The 19,374-nt window shown below is 71.7% G+C and carries 18 protein-coding genes; 7 read left to right on the forward strand and 11 right to left on the reverse strand.

The genetic code is table 11. The annotated features are described in order from the left end of the window. The first annotated feature begins 25 nt into the window (after positions 1–25). The 3 genes from ACFYWM_RS17515 (at position 26) to ACFYWM_RS17525 (ending at position 2,617) form a co-directional block, all read left to right on the forward strand. The gene (locus ACFYWM_RS17515) at positions 26–505 is read left to right on the forward strand and encodes a GNAT family N-acetyltransferase (RefSeq protein WP_389915591.1); all 480 of its coding nucleotides are present in this window, start codon (positions 26–28) and stop codon (positions 503–505) included. Positions 506–923: 418 nt separating this feature from the next. Then, positions 924–1,949, forward strand: coding sequence for a lytic polysaccharide monooxygenase (locus ACFYWM_RS17520; RefSeq protein ID WP_389915595.1), 1,026 nt, complete (start codon positions 924–926; stop codon positions 1,947–1,949). A 116-nt stretch (positions 1,950–2,065) separates the two neighbouring features. Further along, positions 2,066–2,617 carry a cellulose binding domain-containing protein gene (locus ACFYWM_RS17525; protein ID WP_389915597.1) on the forward strand — a complete coding sequence of 184 codons (552 nt, stop codon included), beginning with the start codon at positions 2,066–2,068 and terminating at the stop codon, positions 2,615–2,617. A gap of 41 nt (positions 2,618–2,658) precedes the next feature. Here ACFYWM_RS17525 and ACFYWM_RS17530 read toward each other — a convergent pair whose 3' ends face one another. Together ACFYWM_RS17530 and rpmG are read right to left on the reverse strand one after the other, a co-directional pair. Then, positions 2,659–2,904 (reverse strand): type B 50S ribosomal protein L31, encoded by a 246-nt coding sequence (locus ACFYWM_RS17530; RefSeq protein WP_389915600.1) that lies wholly within the window; start codon positions 2,902–2,904, stop codon positions 2,659–2,661. A gap of 2 nt (positions 2,905–2,906) precedes the next feature. Then, positions 2,907–3,071, reverse strand: a complete 165-nt coding sequence (gene rpmG / locus ACFYWM_RS17535) for a 50S ribosomal protein L33 (RefSeq protein WP_389915603.1) — start codon at positions 3,069–3,071, stop codon at positions 2,907–2,909. A 193-nt stretch (positions 3,072–3,264) separates the two neighbouring features. Between rpmG and ACFYWM_RS17540 the strand changes: the two genes are divergently transcribed. Both ACFYWM_RS17540 and ACFYWM_RS17545 read left to right on the forward strand, forming a co-directional pair. Further along, positions 3,265–5,022, forward strand: coding sequence for a sialidase family protein (locus tag ACFYWM_RS17540; protein WP_389915606.1), 1,758 nt, complete (start codon positions 3,265–3,267; stop codon positions 5,020–5,022). Between the two features lie 128 nt (positions 5,023–5,150). Then, complete coding sequence (locus ACFYWM_RS17545) at positions 5,151–7,571, forward strand: Tex family protein (protein ID WP_389915609.1); 2,421 nt, start codon at positions 5,151–5,153, stop codon at positions 7,569–7,571. Positions 7,572–7,644: 73 nt separating this feature from the next. On the opposite strand, the gene ACFYWM_RS17550 is transcribed toward ACFYWM_RS17545, so the two are convergent. Both ACFYWM_RS17550 and ACFYWM_RS17555 read right to left on the reverse strand, forming a co-directional pair. Beyond that, on the reverse strand, positions 7,645–7,842 hold the full coding sequence (locus ACFYWM_RS17550) for a hypothetical protein (protein ID WP_389915612.1): 198 nt from the start codon (positions 7,840–7,842) through the stop codon (positions 7,645–7,647). A 3-nt stretch (positions 7,843–7,845) separates the two neighbouring features. Further along, positions 7,846–8,394: a GNAT family N-acetyltransferase gene (locus tag ACFYWM_RS17555; protein ID WP_389915614.1), complete on the reverse strand. Its 549-nt coding sequence runs from the start codon at positions 8,392–8,394 to the stop codon at positions 7,846–7,848. A 969-nt stretch (positions 8,395–9,363) separates the two neighbouring features. Here ACFYWM_RS17555 and ACFYWM_RS17560 point away from each other — a divergent pair. After that, positions 9,364–10,776, forward strand: coding sequence for a ricin-type beta-trefoil lectin domain protein (locus tag ACFYWM_RS17560; RefSeq protein WP_389915617.1), 1,413 nt, complete (start codon positions 9,364–9,366; stop codon positions 10,774–10,776). Positions 10,777–10,823: 47 nt separating this feature from the next. Continuing rightward, positions 10,824–12,152 carry a ricin-type beta-trefoil lectin domain protein gene (locus ACFYWM_RS17565; protein WP_389915620.1) on the forward strand — a complete coding sequence of 443 codons (1,329 nt, stop codon included), beginning with the start codon at positions 10,824–10,826 and terminating at the stop codon, positions 12,150–12,152. Positions 12,153–12,310: 158 nt separating this feature from the next. Here the strand turns inward: ACFYWM_RS17565 and ACFYWM_RS17570 are convergent, their stop codons facing one another. The 7 genes from ACFYWM_RS17570 to ACFYWM_RS17600 form a co-directional block, all read right to left on the reverse strand. Further along, positions 12,311–13,222 carry an MOSC domain-containing protein gene (locus ACFYWM_RS17570; RefSeq protein WP_389915623.1) on the reverse strand — a complete coding sequence of 304 codons (912 nt, stop codon included), beginning with the start codon at positions 13,220–13,222 and terminating at the stop codon, positions 12,311–12,313. Between the two features lie 97 nt (positions 13,223–13,319). Further along, positions 13,320–14,762 carry a WGR domain-containing protein gene (locus ACFYWM_RS17575; RefSeq protein ID WP_389915626.1) on the reverse strand — a complete coding sequence of 481 codons (1,443 nt, stop codon included), beginning with the start codon at positions 14,760–14,762 and terminating at the stop codon, positions 13,320–13,322. A 66-nt stretch (positions 14,763–14,828) separates the two neighbouring features. Then, the gene (locus ACFYWM_RS17580) at positions 14,829–15,806 is read right to left on the reverse strand and encodes a phosphotriesterase (RefSeq protein ID WP_389915629.1); all 978 of its coding nucleotides are present in this window, start codon (positions 15,804–15,806) and stop codon (positions 14,829–14,831) included. A 127-nt stretch (positions 15,807–15,933) separates the two neighbouring features. After that, positions 15,934–16,593 carry a DUF998 domain-containing protein gene (locus ACFYWM_RS17585; protein WP_389915632.1) on the reverse strand — a complete coding sequence of 220 codons (660 nt, stop codon included), beginning with the start codon at positions 16,591–16,593 and terminating at the stop codon, positions 15,934–15,936. Between the two features lie 280 nt (positions 16,594–16,873). Beyond that, positions 16,874–18,037 carry a 4-hydroxybenzoate 3-monooxygenase gene (locus tag ACFYWM_RS17590; RefSeq protein ID WP_389915635.1) on the reverse strand — a complete coding sequence of 388 codons (1,164 nt, stop codon included), beginning with the start codon at positions 18,035–18,037 and terminating at the stop codon, positions 16,874–16,876. A 94-nt stretch (positions 18,038–18,131) separates the two neighbouring features. Next, complete coding sequence (locus ACFYWM_RS17595; RefSeq protein WP_389915638.1) at positions 18,132–18,878, reverse strand: IclR family transcriptional regulator; 747 nt, start codon at positions 18,876–18,878, stop codon at positions 18,132–18,134. Between the two features lie 42 nt (positions 18,879–18,920). Beyond that, a complete protein-coding gene (locus ACFYWM_RS17600; protein ID WP_389915642.1) occupies positions 18,921–19,364 on the reverse strand; it encodes an SRPBCC family protein in 444 nt (147 codons plus the stop codon). Positions 19,365–19,374: the final 10 nt, after the last annotated feature.

Raw genomic sequence — 19,374 nt, forward strand, 5'->3', positions numbered from 1 at the left:
CTCCGCCCGCGCCTAGACTTCGAGCATGATTCGCCCCGCAACGCCGGACGACGTCCCGGCGATCATCGACATGATCCGTGGACTCGCGGAGTACGAGAGAGCGCTGGACGAGGTCGTGAACACCCCCGACATGCTCCACGAGACGCTCTTCGGCCCCTCCCCCAGCGTGTTCTGCCACATCGCCGCCGACGGGGAGGAGGTCGCCGGGTTCGCGATCTGGTTCGTCTCCTACTCGACCTGGCTCGGCACCCACGGGATCTACCTGGAGGACCTCTTCGTCCACCCCGACCACCGGGGTGGCGGGTACGGCAAGAAGCTGCTCGCCACGCTGGCGGGCATCTGCGTGGAGCGCGGCTATGGCCGTTTCGAGTGGTCGGTGCTCGACTGGAACACCCCGGCCATCGACTTCTACCGGGCGATCGGCGCGGAACCGCTCGGCGAGTGGGACAGGTACCGGCTCTCCGGCCCCGCCCTGGAGAAGGCCGCGGCGGGGAACACCCTCTGACCGTCGCGAGGAACACGCCTCGACCGTCGCGGGAAACACCATGACCGTACCGGGCCCGATTCCACGGCGAGGACCGGCCGGAAACCCCTCCGGCCGGCCTTCCGTCCCGCCGTGCGGCGTTCTCCCACCTCCCGCGAAGACCACCCGGGAAGACCGCCCCGGAAAACCTCACGGGGCCATGCTCCGGCCGTGAACCTTTCATCTCGCAAAACCGCCGTACCCCCTCCCTGAGCTGGTACGACGAGCCGCTGACACGTCGCGGGAAAGGCACTCCGTTTACACCCCGGGATCGGCGACCTAGAGTCCGTCTCGCGTGAGCGCCTCACCGCCATTGATCAGCGACTCGTCACCCCTCGAAAGGGAGGGTAATTCTGTGAGTAAATGGCGAAGTATGGCCGTCGCCGGTGTGGTCACGTTCATGACCGCGCTACTTGCCGTCGTCCTCGTCCCCCTGCCGGCCTCGGCGCACGGCGCCATGATGACGCCCGGCAGCCGGACCTTCTTCTGTTGGAAGGACGGCCTCTCCCCGCAGGGGAACATCGTGCCCATCAACCAGGCGTGCTCGGCGGCGGTGGCCCAGAGCGGGGCCAATTCGCTGTACAACTGGTTCAGCCTGCTGCGCTCCGACGGTGCCGGGCGGACGCGCGGGTTCATCCCCGACGGCCAGGCCTGCAGCGGCGGCAACCCCGGCTACAGCGGGTACGACCTGCCGAGCGCCAACTGGCCGGTGACGCACCTGACCTCGGGCGCGAACATCCAGTTCACGTACAACAAGTGGGCCGCGCACCCCGGCTGGTTCTACCTCTACATCACCAAGGACGGCTGGAACCCCAACCGGGCGCTCACCTGGGACGACCTGGAGAGCGAGCCCTTCCACACGGCCGACCACCCGCAGAGCGTCGGCTCGCCGGGTACCAACGACGCCCACTACTACTGGAACGCCAGGCTCCCGTCGGGCAAGTCCGGCCGCCACATCATCTACTCGGTGTGGAAGCGCTCGGACAGCGCGGAGACGTTCTACAACTGCTCCGACGTCGTCTTCGACGGTGGTAACGGCGAGGTGACCGGTCTCGGCCGGACGGGCGGCAACGACCCGACCCCGACCCCGACTCCCACCCCGACCGTGACGCCGACGCCCGGCCCCGGCGGGGCGTGCACCGCCGCCTACCGGACCATCAGCTCCTGGTCGGGCGGCTTCCAGGCCGAGGTGACCGTGAGGAACACGGGCACGGCCGCCATCAACGGCTGGACGGCGAGCTGGACGCTCAACAGCGGCAGCGCGGTGAACAGCCTGTGGAGCGCCACGCACACCACGTCCGGGTCCACCGTCACGGCCAAGCCCGCCGAATGGAACCGCACGATAGCGGGCGGCGCCTCGACCACCTTCGGATTCACCGGCACGGGCACCAGCGGTTCCCCGTCCGTCACCTGTACCAGCCCCTAGCGGGACGCGGTCCCCGCCGGTACCGCACACCCGGCGGGGACCGACCCGCGCCCGTCCCCATCTCGCCCGTCCCGCCCACCACCGGCGCGCCCTCGTGAAGGGCGGAAGGGAGTCCCGTGCCCCCCACCACGAAGATCGCGCGGCTGCTGGGCCTCGTCCCGCTCGGAGCGGCGGCGGCCCTGATCGTGGTGGCCTGCGCCGGGCGGACGCCGGAGGGCGGGCACGCGGCAGCGCACCCGCCCTCCCACCGCACGACCCCGGCGGCTCCGGCGGCCCTGGCGACCCCGTCCGTCCGCGAGGACGCCTCGGCACCCCCGGCCTCCCCGCTCGCCGGTGGAACCGCCCACTCGAGCCCCCTGCCGGCATCCAAGAGGTGCCGGGCGACGGTCACCCTGGTCGAGTCGTGGCCGGGCGGCTACCGGGGAACCGCGACGATCAGCAACACCACCGGCAAGCCGATGCACGGCTGGTACATCCAGTGGATGCAGCCCATCGAGGCGACCTTCAGGCAGTCCTGGAACGGCACCCACATGCAGAGCGGCCCCGTCGCGATGCTGCACGCTCCCCCGGAGAAGCCGTCGCTGCCGCCGGGGGAGACCGTCTCCGACATCGGCTTCGTGGGGGCCGCCGCCACTCCCCCGACCTTCACAGAGATCACCTGCGGCTAGAGAGAACCGGCCCGGCCTGATCAAAACCGGACCGGCCGGCGTCAGCCCTTCCCGTAGCGCTGCTTGAAGCGCTCGACGCGCCCCGCCGTGTCGACGACCCGGCTGCGCCCGGTGTAGAAGGGGTGGCTCGCCGAGGAGACGTCGACGTCGACCAGCGGGTAGACGTTGCCGTCCTCCCACTCGACGGTCTTGCGGCTGGTGACGGTCGAACGGGTCAGGAAGGCGAACCCGGCACTCGGGTCGCGGAAGACGACCGGGTGGTAGTCGGGGTGGATGTCCTTCTTCATAACTATCTGTCCTCTCGGAAAGAGACGTGCCGGCGGATGATCGGGTCGTACTTGGCGAGGGTGAGCCGGTCGGGGTCGTTACGCCGGTTCTTGCGGGTCACGTAGGTGAAACCGGTGCCCGCGGTGGACCTCAGCCTGATCACTGAGCGCACCTCGTTCCTGGCCACGGTCGGCTCCTCTCGGGTCGGGGATCACGCGATTCCCGGGTCGGGGATCACACGATGCAGACGATAACGGTTTTCATTCGCCGGACATTCCCGTCCCAAGCCCTTGACCGGACGGGATCCGGGAGGACGAAGGCCGGGCGGGTTTCACCCCCCGGTAACCTCCCGTCCATCCGCCCCCTGTTCGCTGTGATCCATGCCGTGGCCGGAAACCGAGATCGTCGGATCGGACGTCAGCCGTCCCGTCACCGTGTACGGCACGGTGGACAGGAGTCCCGACGGGGAGCTCGCCCACGAGGGCAACCGGGTTCCCGACATCGTCGCCCTGGACGAGCGGCGGCTGGTGGTCGCCTGGCGGGCCGGGGTCGCGGACGCGCGGGACCCGGCCCCGACCGACCAGGGCTCCATCCTGTACGCCCGCTCGCAGGACGGCGGCCTGACCTGGACGACGGGAACGCTGGCCGCCGCCACCGCCACGACCCGCTACCACTACGTGATCTTCCTCAACGACGCGGGCACGCTGTACGCGCTGCTCGGCCAGATCTCCGTCGAGCGCGACCGCGACCGGGAGGGCGACGTCGACGGCTTCCCCACCTCGCTGGTCGTCAAAAGGAGCACCGACGGCGGCCGTACGTGGACCGCCTTCCCCGTCACCGTCGACGTGCCGGACAACGGCAGGGGCGTGGTCGTCGCGGGCAGGCCGCTGCGGCACGGCGGCGTGTGGCTGGTGCCGTACTGGCGGCACGCGGGCGGCACGAACAGGGCGGGCGTGCTGCGCTCGGCCGACCTGGTGAACTGGACCTCCGGCGCGATCGCGGAGAACCCTCCGGGGGTGGCGATCGAGGAGCCGCAGATCGCGCCCGCCCGGGACGACACAGGGACGCTCGTGATGGTGACGCGCGCCCTGGACCTGCGGAGCGGCACCTCGGCGGCGGCGCGCGACGCCCGCTACCGCACCGGCGCCGCCCACAGCGCCACGGCGACCAGCACCGACGGCGGGCTGACGTGGTCGCCGCTGAGGCTGGACCCGGACCTGCCCAACTACTACGTCAAGACGTTCTTCACGCGCGACTCGGCGGGCCGCCACCTGGCCATCTTCAACACGCTGGCCGGGCCGTTCACCGGCTCCTCGGCGAGCAAGCCCGACCAGTACCGGGAGGTGCTCTACTACAAGGTCAGGCGGCCCGGCGAGCCGTGGGAGCCGGCGCGGCTCTTCGCCGACAGCCCCCGGCTGACGAAGGGCGCGGCCCGGGGATGGGACGTCTACCCCAGCGCCGACGAGTACGAACCCGGCCGGTTCTTCGTCGTCTGGGAGCACAACCAGACCAACATCAAGGTCGCCAGGCTCGACATCACCCGTCCCGTCTCCGGCGCGCCCCTCGCCGCGGGCGACTGGACCACCGGCGCGAACGCGAGGGGCTGGACGCTGGGCGGCGGCGCGCGGGTCGTCAGTGGCGCCGGGGGCGCCGGTGGCGGGCTGCGGCTCAGGAGCACCGGCACCGCGGCGTGCCGGGCCTCCTTCCCCCTCGACGCCTCGAAGGGATGCGACTTCACCCTGGAGTTCCGCGGCCGGGTGGACGACGACAGCGCGCTCGACCCGCGTACCGGCAACGGGGTCTGCCTCGGCGTGAAGGTGGCCAACGGCGCCAGGCGGCTCATGCTGACCGTGCAGCGGAGCGGGGTCTGGACGATGCGCAAGGGGTCCGCCGTCTGGGAGAAGGTCCACTCGCTGGACACGGCGGGCCGGACGGCGACCTGGACGGTACGGGTGGACAGCGCCGGGACGGCCCGCCTGTTCAGGGACGGCGCCGACACCGGGGCGACCTGGGTCGTCCAGGACAGCAGGGAGAACCCGCAGCTCACGCACTGGGTGACCGGCACCCCCGGCGGCAACGCGGCCGGGGCCACCGTCGAGTGGACCCGGCTCACCCCCAACCTCGAGGTGCTGCCCTGACCGTCCCCATCCCGGTACGGCCACGTTCTTCTTTTCCGGCTCTCGTGTGATTCGTCCCTCCGGCTCCCCGGCCCGCCAGGGGGGTGAGGCGGTAGCTTGGAGACCGCCATCACAGAGGAAGAGAGATCGTGACCACGTCTATTCATCAGCGGATCGCCGAAGAGCTGGGTGTGCGCGAGCGACAGGTGAGTGCGGCGGTGGACCTGCTCGACGGCGGAGCCACCGTGCCGTTCATCGCCCGCTACCGCAAGGAAGCCACCGAGATGCTCGACGACACGCAGCTGCGCACGCTGGAGGAGCGGCTGCGTTACCTGCGGGAGCTGGAGGAGCGACGCACCGCGATCCTGGAGTCGATCCAGGGCCAGGGCAAGCTCGACGACGCCCTGCGGGCGCAGATCCTGGCGGCCGACTCCAAGGCCCGCCTGGAGGACATCTACCTTCCGTACAAGCCCAAGCGGCGGACCAAGGCGCAGATCGCCAGGGAGGCGGGGCTCGAACCGCTCGCCGACGGCCTGCTCGCCGACCCGTCGGTCGATCCGCGGGCCGCGGCGGAGGCGTTCGTCGGCGAGGGGGTGGCCGACGCGGCCGCCGCGCTGGAGGGTGCCCGCGCGATCCTGGTCGAGCGGTTCGGCGAGGACGCCGACCTGGTCGGCGAGCTGCGCGAGCGGATGTGGACGAAGGGCCGCCTGGTCGCGGCGGTCCGCGAGGGCAAGGAGGAGGGGGGCGCCAAGTTCTCCGACTACTTCGACTTCGCCGAGCCGTTCACCAAGCTGCCCTCCCACCGGATCCTGGCGATGTTCCGCGGCGAGAAGGAGGAGGTCCTCACCCTCACGCTGGAGCCCGAGCCGGAGCCCACCGGCACCTACGAGGGCCGCATCGCGCACCACTTCGGCATCTCCGACCAGGGGCGGCCCGCCGACGCGTGGCTCGCCGACACCGTCCGCTGGGCCTGGCGCACCCGCGTCCTCGTCCACCTCGGCATCGACCTGCGGATGCGCATGTGGCAGGCCGCCGAGGAGGAGGCGGTGCGCGTGTTCGCCGCCAACCTGCGCGACCTGCTGCTCGCCGCGCCCGCCGGGAGCCGCGCGACCATGGGCCTGGACCCCGGTCTGCGCACCGGCGTGAAGGTCGCGGTGGTCGACGCGACCGGCAAGGTGCTGGCCACCGACACGATCTACCCCCACGAGCCGCGCCGCCAGTGGGACCAGTCGCTGGCCACCCTCGCCGCGCTGGCGAAGAAGCACGACGTGGAGCTCGTCTCCATCGGCAACGGCACCGCCTCCCGCGAGACCGACAAGCTCGCGGGCGAGCTGGTGAAGCTGGTCCCCGGGCTGACCAAGATCGTGGTGTCCGAGGCCGGGGCCTCTGTCTACTCCGCCTCCGCGTTCGCCTCGCAGGAGCTGCCCGGCATGGACGTGTCGCTGCGCGGCGCCGTGTCGATCGCCAGGCGGCTGCAGGACCCGCTGGCCGAGCTGGTCAAGATCGACCCCAAGTCGATCGGCGTCGGCCAGTACCAGCACGACCTCGCCGAGACCAAGCTCTCCCGCTCGCTCGACGCCGTGGTGGAGGACTGCGTGAACGCGGTCGGCGTCGACGTCAACACCGCCTCGGCTCCGCTGCTCACCCGGGTCTCCGGCATCGGCTCCGGGCTCGCGGAGAACATCGTCCAGCACCGCGACGCCAACGGCCCGTTCCGCTCCCGCAAGGCGCTGAAGGAGGTGCCCCGGCTCGGCCCGAAGGCCTTCGAGCAGTGCGCGGGCTTCCTGCGCATCCGCGACGGCGACGACCCGCTCGACACCTCCAGCGTGCACCCGGAGTCGTACCCTGTGGTGCGGCGCATCCTGAAGAGCACCGGCGGCGACCTCGCGTCCCTGATCGGCAACGGTACGGCGCTGAGGGCGCTGCGCCCGCAGGAGTTCGTGGACGACACCTTCGGCCTGCCGACCGTCACCGACATCCTCGCCGAGCTGGAGAAGCCGGGCCGCGACCCGCGTCCCGCCTTCAAGACCGCGACCTTCAAGGAGGGCGTGGAGAAGCTCTCCGACCTCACGCCCGGCATGCTGCTGGAGGGCGTGGTCACCAACGTCGCCGCCTTCGGCGCGTTCGTCGACGTCGGCGTGCACCAGGACGGCCTGGTCCACGTGTCGGCGCTGTCGCACAACTTCGTCAAGGACCCGCGCGAGGTGGTCAAGCCCGGTGACATCGTCCGGGTGAAGGTGCTCGACGTCGACATCCCGCGCAAGCGCATCTCGCTCACCCTCCGGCTGGAGGACGACGTCAAGCCCTCGGGACCCCGCGGGCCGCGCGACCAGCGCGACCAGCAGGGCGGCGGACAGCGGCAGGGCGACGGCGGCGGCAGGCGCGGTGGCCAGGGCGGCGGGCAGGGACGCGGCGGACAGGGCGGCGGCCAGGGCGGCCAAGGTGGCGGTCAGGGGCGCGGCGACCGGCAGCGTCAGGGTGGCGGCGACCGGCAGCGCAACGCGCCGAGCGGCGCGATGGCCGACGCGCTGCGCCGCGCCGGACTCGACGGCTCCGGCGGCAAACGCTGAGCATCCGCCCCGCGACCGGCACGGCCACCGCCTTCTCTGCGGTGGCCGTGCCGTTACCCGGTGCGAGAACGACCTACCGGGGGCGGCGGCCCCGGCGGAGGGCGGAGAGGGCCAGGACGAGGCCGACGGCGACGGTGGCCAGGCCGATCCAGAACCACTCCCGCGCGCCGCTCATGGAGCTGCCGCCCACGTAACCGAGGCCCTGCAGGGCCCAGACGCCGCCCGCCAGGACGAGCAGGACGCCGAGGCCGACCGGAAGCCAGGTCCTCATCACTCACAGCTCCTTCGTGGTGCGCGGGTCGTGGAACTCGGAGGCGAGGAGGCCGAACAGCGCCTCGTCGACGAAGGACCCGGCCACCCAGGCGTGGGCGCGGAGCGTGCCCTCGCGCCGGAAGCCGGTCTTCTCGGCAGCGGCGATCATCGCGCTGTTGGTGACCAGCGTCTCCAGGCCAAGCCGGTGCAGGCCCCGGATGCGGAAGGCGTAGTCGCACAGCAGCCTGAGCGCGTCGGGGGCGTACCCGTGGCCGCGCGCCTCGGGGAGCAGCGAGATGCCCAGGTGCCCGTTGCGGTTGAGGGTGTCGATCCCCCAGACGCTGCCGGTCCCGAGCAGGTCCCCGGAGGAGATGGCCTGGACGGCGAAGCCGACGTTGGCCGGGTCGGGCTTGCGCCCCTCGTAGTAGGCGACCACCTGGTCGACCGTCTCGGGGACCCAGGGCGACGTCGTGGCTCCGGCCGCCGTCTCCACCTCCTCGTTCAACCGGTGGAGCGAGACCGCGTCCTCCTTGGTGATGGCCCTGAGCAGAACCCTGTCTCCACGAAGCATGAGCGAAACTCCACTGTCGATCGCCGGGCGGCGCGCGGGAGGGCTCGCCACTTCCCGGACATCACACCATACGAAAAGTCGGGAAGGACAATGAATAACGCCACCCCACAGGTGATCTTGACGGCATCCTGTCACGTGGGGTGGAACCACACACCCGGAACCACACGCGCGGCACGGACCATACGACGCCCCGGCCGGCCCACGAGAGCACCGTGGCCTCGCAGTGCCCCCCGGACGACCCACGGACGGCACCCGTGGCCTCGCAGCGCCCCACCGCCGCACCGGGTCTCCCGCTTCCCCGGCCGTCGGCCCGGGACCTCCCGCTGCCGCCCCGGAGACCCCCGGCCGCCGATCCGGGGTCCCGCCACCGGCCCGGAGATTTCCCGCCGAAGATCCTGACAGGAGACCCTGACAGCACCGCTTCATGGACCGTTCCCTTCAGGGCTTCGACCGTAAGTAAACTTTCCTGTCCATCGCCGGTCCACGGTGTTTCGCGCGGGCACGGCCCCGAAGGGTCCGACACTTTTTTTACTTCTTGCGTTGACTTGAGAACGAAGGCTGGCCTAGGGTCCCGGGCAAGCGAGACCTTGCCGCGAAGGGACCCCCCATGACTCGCTCCCCCTACGCCGGATGGCGGTGGGCGTGGTGACCACGCCCGCCCCACCACCCTGACCCACCCCGTAGCGGACGGGAGGCGCGCTGGCCGCCTCCCGCCCGTGAAGGCCCCCGGTCCTCCCTGCCGTATCCGTCGCGGCAGGGTCCGGGACGCGCCGAGCAGCGCGTGCCGCCGTGTGGCGGGCCCGTTCCCGGGCCACCGCGCGGCCGCTCGCGGAAGGACGCTCGCCGCGTTCGGCACCACCCGCATGTCACCCCCTGATACGGGTCGTGGCGTCACGCGCGTGCCGCGCCCCCGTCCGGGGCGTGGCGGCACCCGTGCGCCACCTCCCTAAGACGGAAGGAAGTCCGCGCATGGACACCCGACAGTCGCCTCGCCGGCGCCGTCGTATGCAGCTCCCCACCACCCTCGGTGGGATGTTCACCGTCGTCGTCCTCGCCCTCGCCGGCGTGACGACCGCGTCCCCGGCCGCCGCCGCCACCGGGCAGATCACCGGCATCGGCGGCAAGTGCGTCGACGTCGCCGCGGCCAGCAGCGCCAACGGCACCGCCGTCCAGCTGTACGACTGCAACGGCAGCTCGGCGCAGCAGTGGACCCGCAACGGCGACGGCACCGTGCGCGCCCTGGGCAAGTGCCTGGACGTCACCGCCGCCTCCACCGCCAACGGGGCGCAGATCCAGCTCTACGACTGCAACGGCACCGCCGCGCAGCAGTGGACCTACAGCGCCGCGAACGACCTGGTGAACCCGGCCGCCAACAAGTGCCTGGACGCCACCGGCCAGTCCAGCGCCAACGGCACCCGCCTGCAGATCTGGACCTGCACCGGCACCGCCAACCAGAAGTGGAACGCCCCGAGCGACGGCGGCAACCCGCCCACCGACCCCCCGCCCGCCGGCAAGATGGCCGCGGCCCCCTACCTCTACATGGGCTGGGGCAACCCGCCGAGCCCGACGACGATCATGAACACCACCGGTATCAGGTCCTTCACCATGGCGTTCATCCTGTCCGGCGGCGGCTGCACCCCGCGCTGGGACGGCTCCAGGCCGCTCACCGGCGGCACCGACCAGGCCGCGATCAACCAGATCAAGGCCGCGGGCGGCAGCGTGCAGGTCTCCTTCGGCGGCTGGTCGGGCAACAAGCTCGGCCCGAACTGCTCCACCCCGGCCGCCTACGCCGGCGCGGTGCAGCAGGTCATCAACGCCGTCGGCCCCGCGGTCGTCGACTTCGACATCGAGAACACCGACGAGTTCGAGAACTTCACCGTCCAGGACCGCATCCTCAACGGCCTGAAGATCGTCAAGCAGAACAACCCGAACGTCAAGATCGCCGTCACCATCGGCACCGGGATCAACGGCCCCAGCTCGACCGGCATCCGCCTGATCAACCAGGCCAAGGCGCTGGCCGTGCCGATCGACAACTACACGATCATGCCGTTCAACTTCGGCGCCTCCAACATCTACAACGCCACCGTCAGCTCCTCCGAGGGCCTGAAGAACGCCCTCAAGGCCGCCAACGGCTGGACCGACGCCCAGGCGTACGCCCGGATGGGCATCTCCGGCATGAACGGCCTGTCCGACCAGGGCGAGCTGACCACCACGCAGGCCTGGACCCAGATCCGTGACTGGGCCAAGTCCAAGGGCCTGACCCGCCTGGCCTACTGGGCGGTCAACCGCGACCGTCCCTGCCCCGGCGGCGACGCGGGCTCCGAGTGCAGCGGCATCTCCCAGCCCAACTGGGAGTTCACCCGCATCACGGCCGGCTTCTAGCACGTGGCCCCCCCTTCCAGCGGACACCGGCTCGAAAGGAACAGCCGATGATCTCCACCAGCCCGGCGGCCCTTCCCGGCCCACGCCACTCTCGGAGCCGCCCGCGGACGCGGCTCGCCCGGATCGGCGGCCTCCTGGCCGCGACGCTCCTCGCCCTCGGCCCCGCCACGCTCGTCCCCGCCCAGGCGGGCGCCCAGACCGCGGCCGTACAGAAGACCGCCCTCGCCGCCCCCGCGCCCGGCCCCCTCGTGTGGTCGGACGAGTTCAACGCCGCCTCCGGCACCGGCCCCGACACCACCAAGTGGCGCCGGGACGTCGGTGGCGGCGGCTGGGGGAACAACGAGCGGCAGTACTACACGGCGGGCAACGAGAACATCGCCCACGACGGCGCGGGCAACCTGGTCATCACCGCGCGCAAGGGCAACCCCGCGGGACTCGGCTGCTGGTACGGCTCGTGCGAGTACACCTCGGGCAAGCTGACCACCGCCGCGACCTTCACCCGCGCCTACGGCCGCTTCGAGGCGCGGATGAAGCTCCCCCGGGGCAAGGGCATGTGGCCCGCGTTCTGGATGCTCGGCACCGGAGGGGCCGGCTGGCCCGCCAACGGCGAGATCGACATCATGGAGAACGTCGGCACCGTCCCCGGGCAGGTGCTCGGCAGCCTCCACGGCCCCGGCTACTCGGGGGGCAGCCCGCTGAGCGGCAGCTACAACCTCCCCGCGGGCCAGGCCTTCGCCGACGCCTTCCACACCTTCGCCGTCGACTGGGAGCCCGGCGCGGTGACCTGGTACGTCGACGGCGTCCAGTTCTCCAGGAAGACCCCCGCCGACACGCGGGGCAACCCCTGGGTCTACGACCACCCGTTCTTCATGATCCTCAACCTCGCCGTCGGCGGTAACTGGCCCGGCTCGCCCGACGCCTCGACCACCTTCCCGCAGCAGCTCACCGTCGACTACGTCCGTGTCTACGCCCCGCCCACCGGCGGCGGCCGTACGGGACAGATCACCGGTATCGGCGGCAAGTGCGTCGACGTCGCCGCGGCGAGCAGCGCCAACGGCACCCCCGTCCAGCTGTACGACTGCAACGGCACCGCCGCACAGCAGTGGACCCTGGGCACCGACGGCACCGTGCGCGCCCTGGGCAAGTGCCTGGACGTCACCGCCGCCTCCACCGCCAACGGGGCGCAGATCCAGCTCTACGACTGCAACGGCACCGCCGCCCAGCGGTGGGCCTACAACTCCTCGGCCCGGGATCTGGTGAACCCGGCCGCCAACAAGTGCCTGGACGCCACCGGCCAGTCCAGCGCCAACGGCACCCGCCTGCAGATCTGGGAGTGCACCGGCACCGCCAACCAGAAGTGGAACGCCCCGGCCTGACCCGGCCCGCCTCCACCTGACCAGGCATTACCCGGGCCCGTCTCGGGCCGGAACCCCCACCCTCGGTTCCGGCCCGCGACGGGCCCTTCCCGTCCCTCGGCCACTGACGGGCCCTTCCCGTCCCTCGCCACTGACGGGCTTCTCCCGTTCGCCGCCGCTCACGACACGGTGACCGTGTCACCGACCGCGATCGTGCCGAGGGCGCGCGGGACGCCGAGCCGGCCGAACATGACGCCGCGGTCGCCGTCGAAGACCTGGGTCCGGTAGCCCGCCAGCACCCGCAGGGGCTCGCCGTTCCTGCGCGCGGAGTCCTGGTCGACGTTGATGATGGCGCAGCGCGCGGAGGGCTTGACGATCTCGATCTCGACGGCGCCGATCCGCAGCGTGGACACCGCGTCCTCGCCGTAGGGGCCGAGGCCCTCCAGCACGATGTTGGGCCGGAACCGGTTCATCGGCAGCGGGCCGTCCACCCGCCGGTTCAGGTCGTCGAGGGACTCGCGCGACAGCACGGAGACCGGGTGGGCGTCGGCGAACGCCAGCGTGCCGCCGCCCCGCGAGGTGGGCCGGGTGCCGGTGAAGCGGACCAGGCGGCAGGGCGCCCCGAGGAGGTCCGAGAACCACGCGGCGGCCTCCTCCCCCTGGTCGACGCCCCGGCAGGGCTTCCCGTGCACGGTCACCTCAAGCACGGGCCCGTCCACCGGCTCGTGGACCAGGGGCGTCACCGTCCCGGGCGCGCCCACGACGAGTTTCCCCCCGTCGTACGCGGGCCGCAGCGTCGCCAGCCGGGGCAGCTCCCGCTGTGACAGGTGCCGCAGGTCAGGCCGGACGAGCATGAACTCACGGTCGTGCCGCAGCCCGGTCTCCGTCAGCTCGGCACCGGCGAGGGGGGTGCCGCCCGCGCTTTTGAGCGGGAAAACGTTCAGTTCCGCGACGACGGCGACCGCGCCCTCCGCGCCGCCCTCCCCGCCGCGCCCCGGGCCCCGCCGCGCGGATCCCTCGCGCGCCGGGCCTTCACCTGCGGGGTTCTCCCCCGCCCTCGCCGGGACCAAGTCGCGGTAGTCGTGCACCATGTATCGGACGCTAGGACATCCACGCGGGAGAGAGGTCAGAAAGCGACAGTATTTGACAAAATCTCGTCACTTTCGCCGGTGGTCACCCGATGGGAGATCAGAGCAGGCGCCTGATGTCGCCGTACGCGCGGTAGAAACCGCCCCGCTCGGAGAAGCGGACGCCCTCGACGAGGTAGCGGGCCCCCGCCTCGCGCACGCCCTTGGGGAACTGCACGTTGCGCCGCACGTCGTAGCCCTCGCTGACCACCCGCACCCGGAGCCGCTCGCCCTCGCGGAAGCACTCCACCACCACGCCGTCGCCGGTGTCGGGGACGGTGTCGAGCACCACGGTCTCCAGCGTGGTGGTGGGCTCCACCACCGCCAGCCCGGCGGACGCCTTGACGTCGACCACCTCGGGAACGGTGCCCTCCTGGGCCGCCCTGATCGCCTGCTCGGTGGCGTCGATGCAGGCCAGGGTGCCGTCGGTGGTCACGATGTAGAGGCGGTCGTCGAGATACTGCATGGAGAAGGCCGAGCCGCAGCCGGTGGCCAGCTTCCACAGGCGCTCGCCGCTCTGGTCGAAGCAGTAGATCGAGGAGTGGTTGTCACCGGCGAAGACGTACCGGCCGCCGGGGGCGGTGGCGCAGGAGAAGACCGTGGCGTCGCAGCGGTAGACCGCCTGGGAGGCGCCGTCCGACTTGCGCAGGCGGTGCACGGCCGAGCGCGAGGTTCCGGCGTAGACGGAGTCCTCCTCCTGCCAGCCGAACAGCACCGCGCCGGTGAGCGGCGTCTCCCAGACCGGCGTGCCGTCGGCGGCGTCGTAGCGGGCCACCCCGGTGGAGTGCCCGTGGTAGACGGCCTCGTCGTCGCAGCGGACCATCCAGGCCGAGTCGCCCCTGCCCTTGCGCGCCCACTGGAACTCGTCCTCGTGGTCGATGGTGGTGATCCGCCCGGCCCGGTCGGACACGCCCAGCACGCCGTCGTGGATGTCCAGCCAGTAGATGTCGACGTCCTCGGCGATCTCGTACGCGACCCGGGGAACCTTGCCGCCGAGGTCGTAGACCTTGCCGTCGTCGGCGCCCGCGTAGATCCAGAAGTCGTCGCCGACGATGCACTTGACCCCGTCGGGCAGCTTGAAGCGGCCGGTGACGGTGCCGCCGTGGGTGACGGTGTAGACGTCGCCGCGCTGGTTGCCGACCCAGCAGCGCTCGGAGTCGACGAAGATGCCGAACGCCGCCGCGCCGCTGGCGAAGCGCCAGAGCACCGGCGCCTGGGTCGCGGTGGAGCGGCTGCTCTCCACGCTGCGCCGGGTGACCGCGCGGCGCTGGCGCACTCCCTGGACGGCGGGGGCGTACCCCCTGCGGACCTTCTCGCTGATCTTCTTCGCGGCGGCCGCCTCGGCCTTCGCCTCGCTGGCGAACGCCGACGCCTTGGACTGCCCCGACTCGCCGATGCGACCGTACCTGATCGTCACCTCGGTCCCGTCGACCACGACCTCGTAGAACTTGTGCGAGCTCCCGCCGTCCTCGGACAGTTCCAGGTAAGTGCTCCGCGCGGCCATGCTCCACCTTCTCGATCGATCGACTTTCCGGGAGCGTAGGGCAGCCGTACGACAAATAACGAAAAGTCAGGAAAAGTAGCGGCGAGGATTGTCGACCAGCATCTGGTCCACCTGCGCGTCGCTCACCCCGGCCGCCCGCAGGGCCGGGAGCACGTCGTTGTGGATGTGGCCGAAGTTCCAGTTCGGCGCGGCGAGCGGGATGCCCTCGTCCCAGGCGTCGCCGAAGTAGTCCATGAAGCAAGCGCTGTCGTGGCTGAGCACCATCCGGTCGGCGTAGCCGCGCTCGCAGAGCGCGACGACGGTGGCGATCCGCGAGGCCGTGGAGTTGTAGGCGTCCAGCCCGAAGCGGTCCATGCCGAGCGTCGCGCCGGTGTCGGCGAGCCGCATCAGGTGGTCGAGGTCGTTGGAGTCGCCCGAGTGCCCGAGCACGACCTTGGCCGGGTCGACCCCCTCCTTGGCGAACAGGTCCAGGACGAGCAGCCCGCTCCCGGCGGAGGGGTTGGTGTGCACCGTGATCGGCACGCCGGTCCGCAGGTGGGTCTGGGCCACCGCCCGGCAGATCCGCTCGACGCCGGGGGTGAGCCCCCTGCTCTCGACCACGCACTTCAGGAACGCGGCCTTGACCCCGGTGTCGGCGATGCCCTCGACGATGTCGCGGGAGAAGTCCTCGACCATCGGCTCGGGCACGTCCATCATCAGGCCGGGGCCCCGGTACTCGTACTGGTGCGGGATCTCGTCGAAGGAGTAGATCCCGGAGGCGACGACGATGTTCAGCTCCGGCACCTGGTCGGCCACCCGCCGCACGCGCGGGATGTAGCGGCCCAGCCCCCACACGGTCGGGTCGACGATGGTCCGCACGCCCATCGCCGCCACCGCCCTGAGCTTGGTGACGGCGTCGGCCACCCGGTGCTCCTCGTCCCACCACGCGCCCCTGCCGTAGCTGTCGAGGTGTTCGGGGGAGAGGACGAAGACGTGCTCGTGCATGAGGGTCTGGCCCAGGTCGGCGACGTCGACGGGTCCTCTGACGGTGTTCACGACCGGCATGCGTGTCCTCCGGTAGCTGGTCCGACCTGGCGGCGATGACGTACCGAGCGGTCGCTTCCTGCGAAGGTAGGCCGGGCCACCCGGACCGTCAACCGGCCACGCGGGGCGACCCGTCCCCGGTAAGCGGTCAGGCGCGGGCGGCCGCCGGGAGCGGGCGGTGGACGCGGCCGCCGTGCCTGGCCCCGGCGACCAGTCCCAGCATGGCCAGCACCGCCACCTCGAAGCCCACCACCAGCCGCTGGACCACCCCGGCGGGGATGTCGTCGTTGGTCAGGTCCACGCCGAACATCCGCACCACGTACGGGAGGACCACCAGGACGAGCACCCCCAGGGCGGCGAGGCTGAGCAGCCGGACCGGGCGGGCGTACGGGCTGGTCGCGTACCGCCTGGCGAGGAGCAGCCCGGCGATCGGCATCGTCAGGAAGGCCACGAACGCCGCGTACCTGTGGATGCCGCCGGACATCGACAGCGGCACGCCGGGCTCGTCGGTCGGGAAGGCGCCGATCAGCAGCATGCACAGGCCCCAGACCCCGACCAGCAGGGCCACCGCGCGGTCCTCTCCCCGGCGGGCCAGCATCGCCCCGATGATCGTCGCCGCGACGGAGAAGAGCGTGAGCGACAGGGGCAGCAGCCAGCCGTCCGCCTCGAACGCGTACTCGCTGATCACGGTGTGCACCGGATCGAGGCCGGTGACCACGTGCAGTCCGAGCATCGTGACGGCTCCCGCGCCGATCGCCGCGTAGCCGCCGAGGATCATCGTGTGCCGCGTGAACGCCTGGCTTCCCATGCCTCAACGATGGCGACGAGCAAGATCACGGAGTATCGGAGACAGCCCCCGGCCGCCCCTGAACGATCCCGGATGACCCTCGGGACAGGGTGGCGCCCACCCTCCGGGGACATTTCCCGCTATATCCCTCTGAGCTGGGAAAAAGCCCCTGATGGTAGGGCTGTCCCCATCAGGGTTCCGCCCCCCGGGGTGGGGCCCGCGGACCGGCTCGCCCGCGGCGCCCGCGGCACGGCGCTCCGGTGCCGCGCCCCTCGGGGGTGGGGCCCGCGCGCGGGTGGGTTCAGGAGTCGAAGGGCAGGCCGACGTAGTTCTCCGCGAGCGTCGTCGCCGCGGCCTCGGAGGAGGTGACGTAGTCGAGGTGGGAGGTCTGCAGGCGCCGCTCGTAGGGGTCGTCCTCGTCGAAGGTGTGCAGCAGCGTGGTCATCCACCAGGAGAAGTGCTGGGCGCGCCAGACGCGCCTGAGACAGCTGGCGGAGTAGGTGTCCAGCAGCCCGGTGGAGCCCGTCGCGTAGAACTCCGCCAGGGCCGCGGTCAGCAGCCGGACGTCCGCGACGGCCAGGTTGAGCCCCTTGGCGCCGGTGGGCGGCACGATGTGGGCGGCGTCCCCGGCGAGGTAGAGGTTGCCGTGGCGCATGGGCTCGGCGACGAACGAGCGCATCGCCGACAGGTCCCTGGAGATGATCGGCCCCTCGGCCAGCGCGAACCCCGGGACCGTCTCCAGGCGGGCCCGCAGCTCGGCCCAGATCCGCTCGTCCGGCCAGTCGTCGAGCGAGGTGTCCGGGGGGACCTGGAGGTAGAAGCGGCTGATCTCCGGGGAGCGCATGCTGTGCAGCGCGAAGCCCCGGTCGCCGCGGGAGTAGATCAGCTCCTCCGACGACGGCGGGACCCGCGCGAGGATGCCGAGCCAGGCGAACGGGTAGTCGCGCTGGAAGACCGACAGGACCCCCTCGGGGATCGACGGCCGCGAGACGCCGTGGAAGCCGTCGCACCCGGCGATGACGTCGCAGTCGAGGCGCTCGCCCTGAAAGGTGAGGTAGGGGTTCTTCTCCAGCGAGTGCAGCGCGACGTCGGGGACGTCGAAGAGGATCTTCCCGCCGTCGGCCAGCCGCCGGGCGATGAGGTCCTTGACGACCTCCTGCTGGCCGTAGACGGTGATGGCCCGCCCGGGGACCAGCTTCTCGAAGGCCACCCGGTGCCCGGCCCCGCCGTAGCGCAGCTCGATGCCGTGGTGCGGCAGCCCCTCCGCGCGCATCCGGTCGCCGACGCCCGCCTCGTCGAGCACGTCCACGGTGCCCTGCTCCAGCACCCCGGCCCGGACGCGCTGCTCGACGTACTCCCTGCTCCGTGCCTCCAGGACCACCGAGTCGATGCCCCGCAGGTGGAGCAGATGGGAGAGGAGCAGCCCGGCGGGTCCCGCGCCGACGATCCCGACCTGAGTTCGCATGCACCGAGCATCGCGTACCGTCCGCCCCCGTACAGCGCGCCCTTCCGCTCAGCGGAAACCGGCGGCACGAACGGCACGAAACGGCCGGGAGCGCTCAGCCGGGGGCGGCGGCGAGGTCCCGGGACAGGGCCGCCGCGGCGGACAGCACCGCCGGTGCCAGCCGTCGCGAGTCGGCGGTGTGCCGCCAGGTCACCAGCGACAGCGCCGCCACCACCCGGCCGCCCGCCCCCCGCACCGGCACCGCGACCGAGCGGGTGCCCACCGACATCTCCTCGTCCGTACGGGCGATCCCGGTCCTGCGGACCTCCTCCAGCTCGCCGCGGAGCCGCGCCGGGTCCACCACCGTGTTCGGCGCGTGCGGGGTGAGCTCCCGGGCGAGCACCCGCTCCACCGTCTCCGCGTCCGCGAAGGCCAGCAGGACCTTGCCGACCCCGGTCGCGTGCAGCGGCAGCTCCCCGGCCACCCGCGAGACGACCGGCACGGAGGTGAGCCCGCGCAGCCGCTCGACGTACAGCGCCCGGTCGTCGCGGAGCACCGCGAGCTGCACGTTCGCGCGGGTGGCGACGTAGAGGTCCTCCATGTACGGCAGGGCGAGCTCGCGCAGCTCCCTCGGCTCCGCGGCCTGGGCGCCGATCTGCCACAGGAGCATCCCGACCCGGTAGGAGCCGTCGGGGAGCCGCTCCACGAACCCGCCCTCCACCAGCTCCCTGACCAGCCGGTGGCCGGTGGCGGGCGGCAGCTCGGCCCGGCGGCAGATCTCGGTGAGCGTCAGCCGCACGTCTCCCGGCAGGAACGCGCCGAGGATGGCCATGACCTTCCCGGTGACCGTGGGCGCCCTCACGCGCCCCAGCCTAGGTCCTGGCCCGCCTGCCGTGACGGGAGCTCAGGGAGCGGAACCCAGCCGGGCGGCCAGGATCCCGGCGCGGGCCAGTTGCACCTCGCGGGCCTTCCTCGCGGCGTAGCCCAGCAGCGGCCTGATCCAGGCGTGCACCACCAGGATGTCCTCGACCTCGGTGCCCCCGCCCTTCTCGCTGAGGGTGAACCGGTAGTCCATGCGCACCCCGCCGGGGCTGTCGACCTCGCCCTCGACGGTCCGCGGCGTGCTCCGCAGCGTCACCTTGATCATGTTGTCGTACTTGACGAAACCGAAGAACCTGAACCGCTCGACCGAGGTGTAGCGGGTCTCGGACTCGCCCCGCTCGACGTTCTTGACCGCGACCACCATCGGGGAGAGCCCCACGTAGCTCTGCGGCTGGCTCAGATGGGCGCGCAGCGCCTCCGGGGTGTTGCGGACGTGGAAGGTATTACGCAGTGTGACCTTTGGCATACCATGCCCC

This window comes from Streptosporangium sp. NPDC002721 (genome assembly GCF_042888905.1).
Lineage (GTDB): Bacteria > Actinomycetota > Actinomycetes > Streptosporangiales > Streptosporangiaceae > Streptosporangium.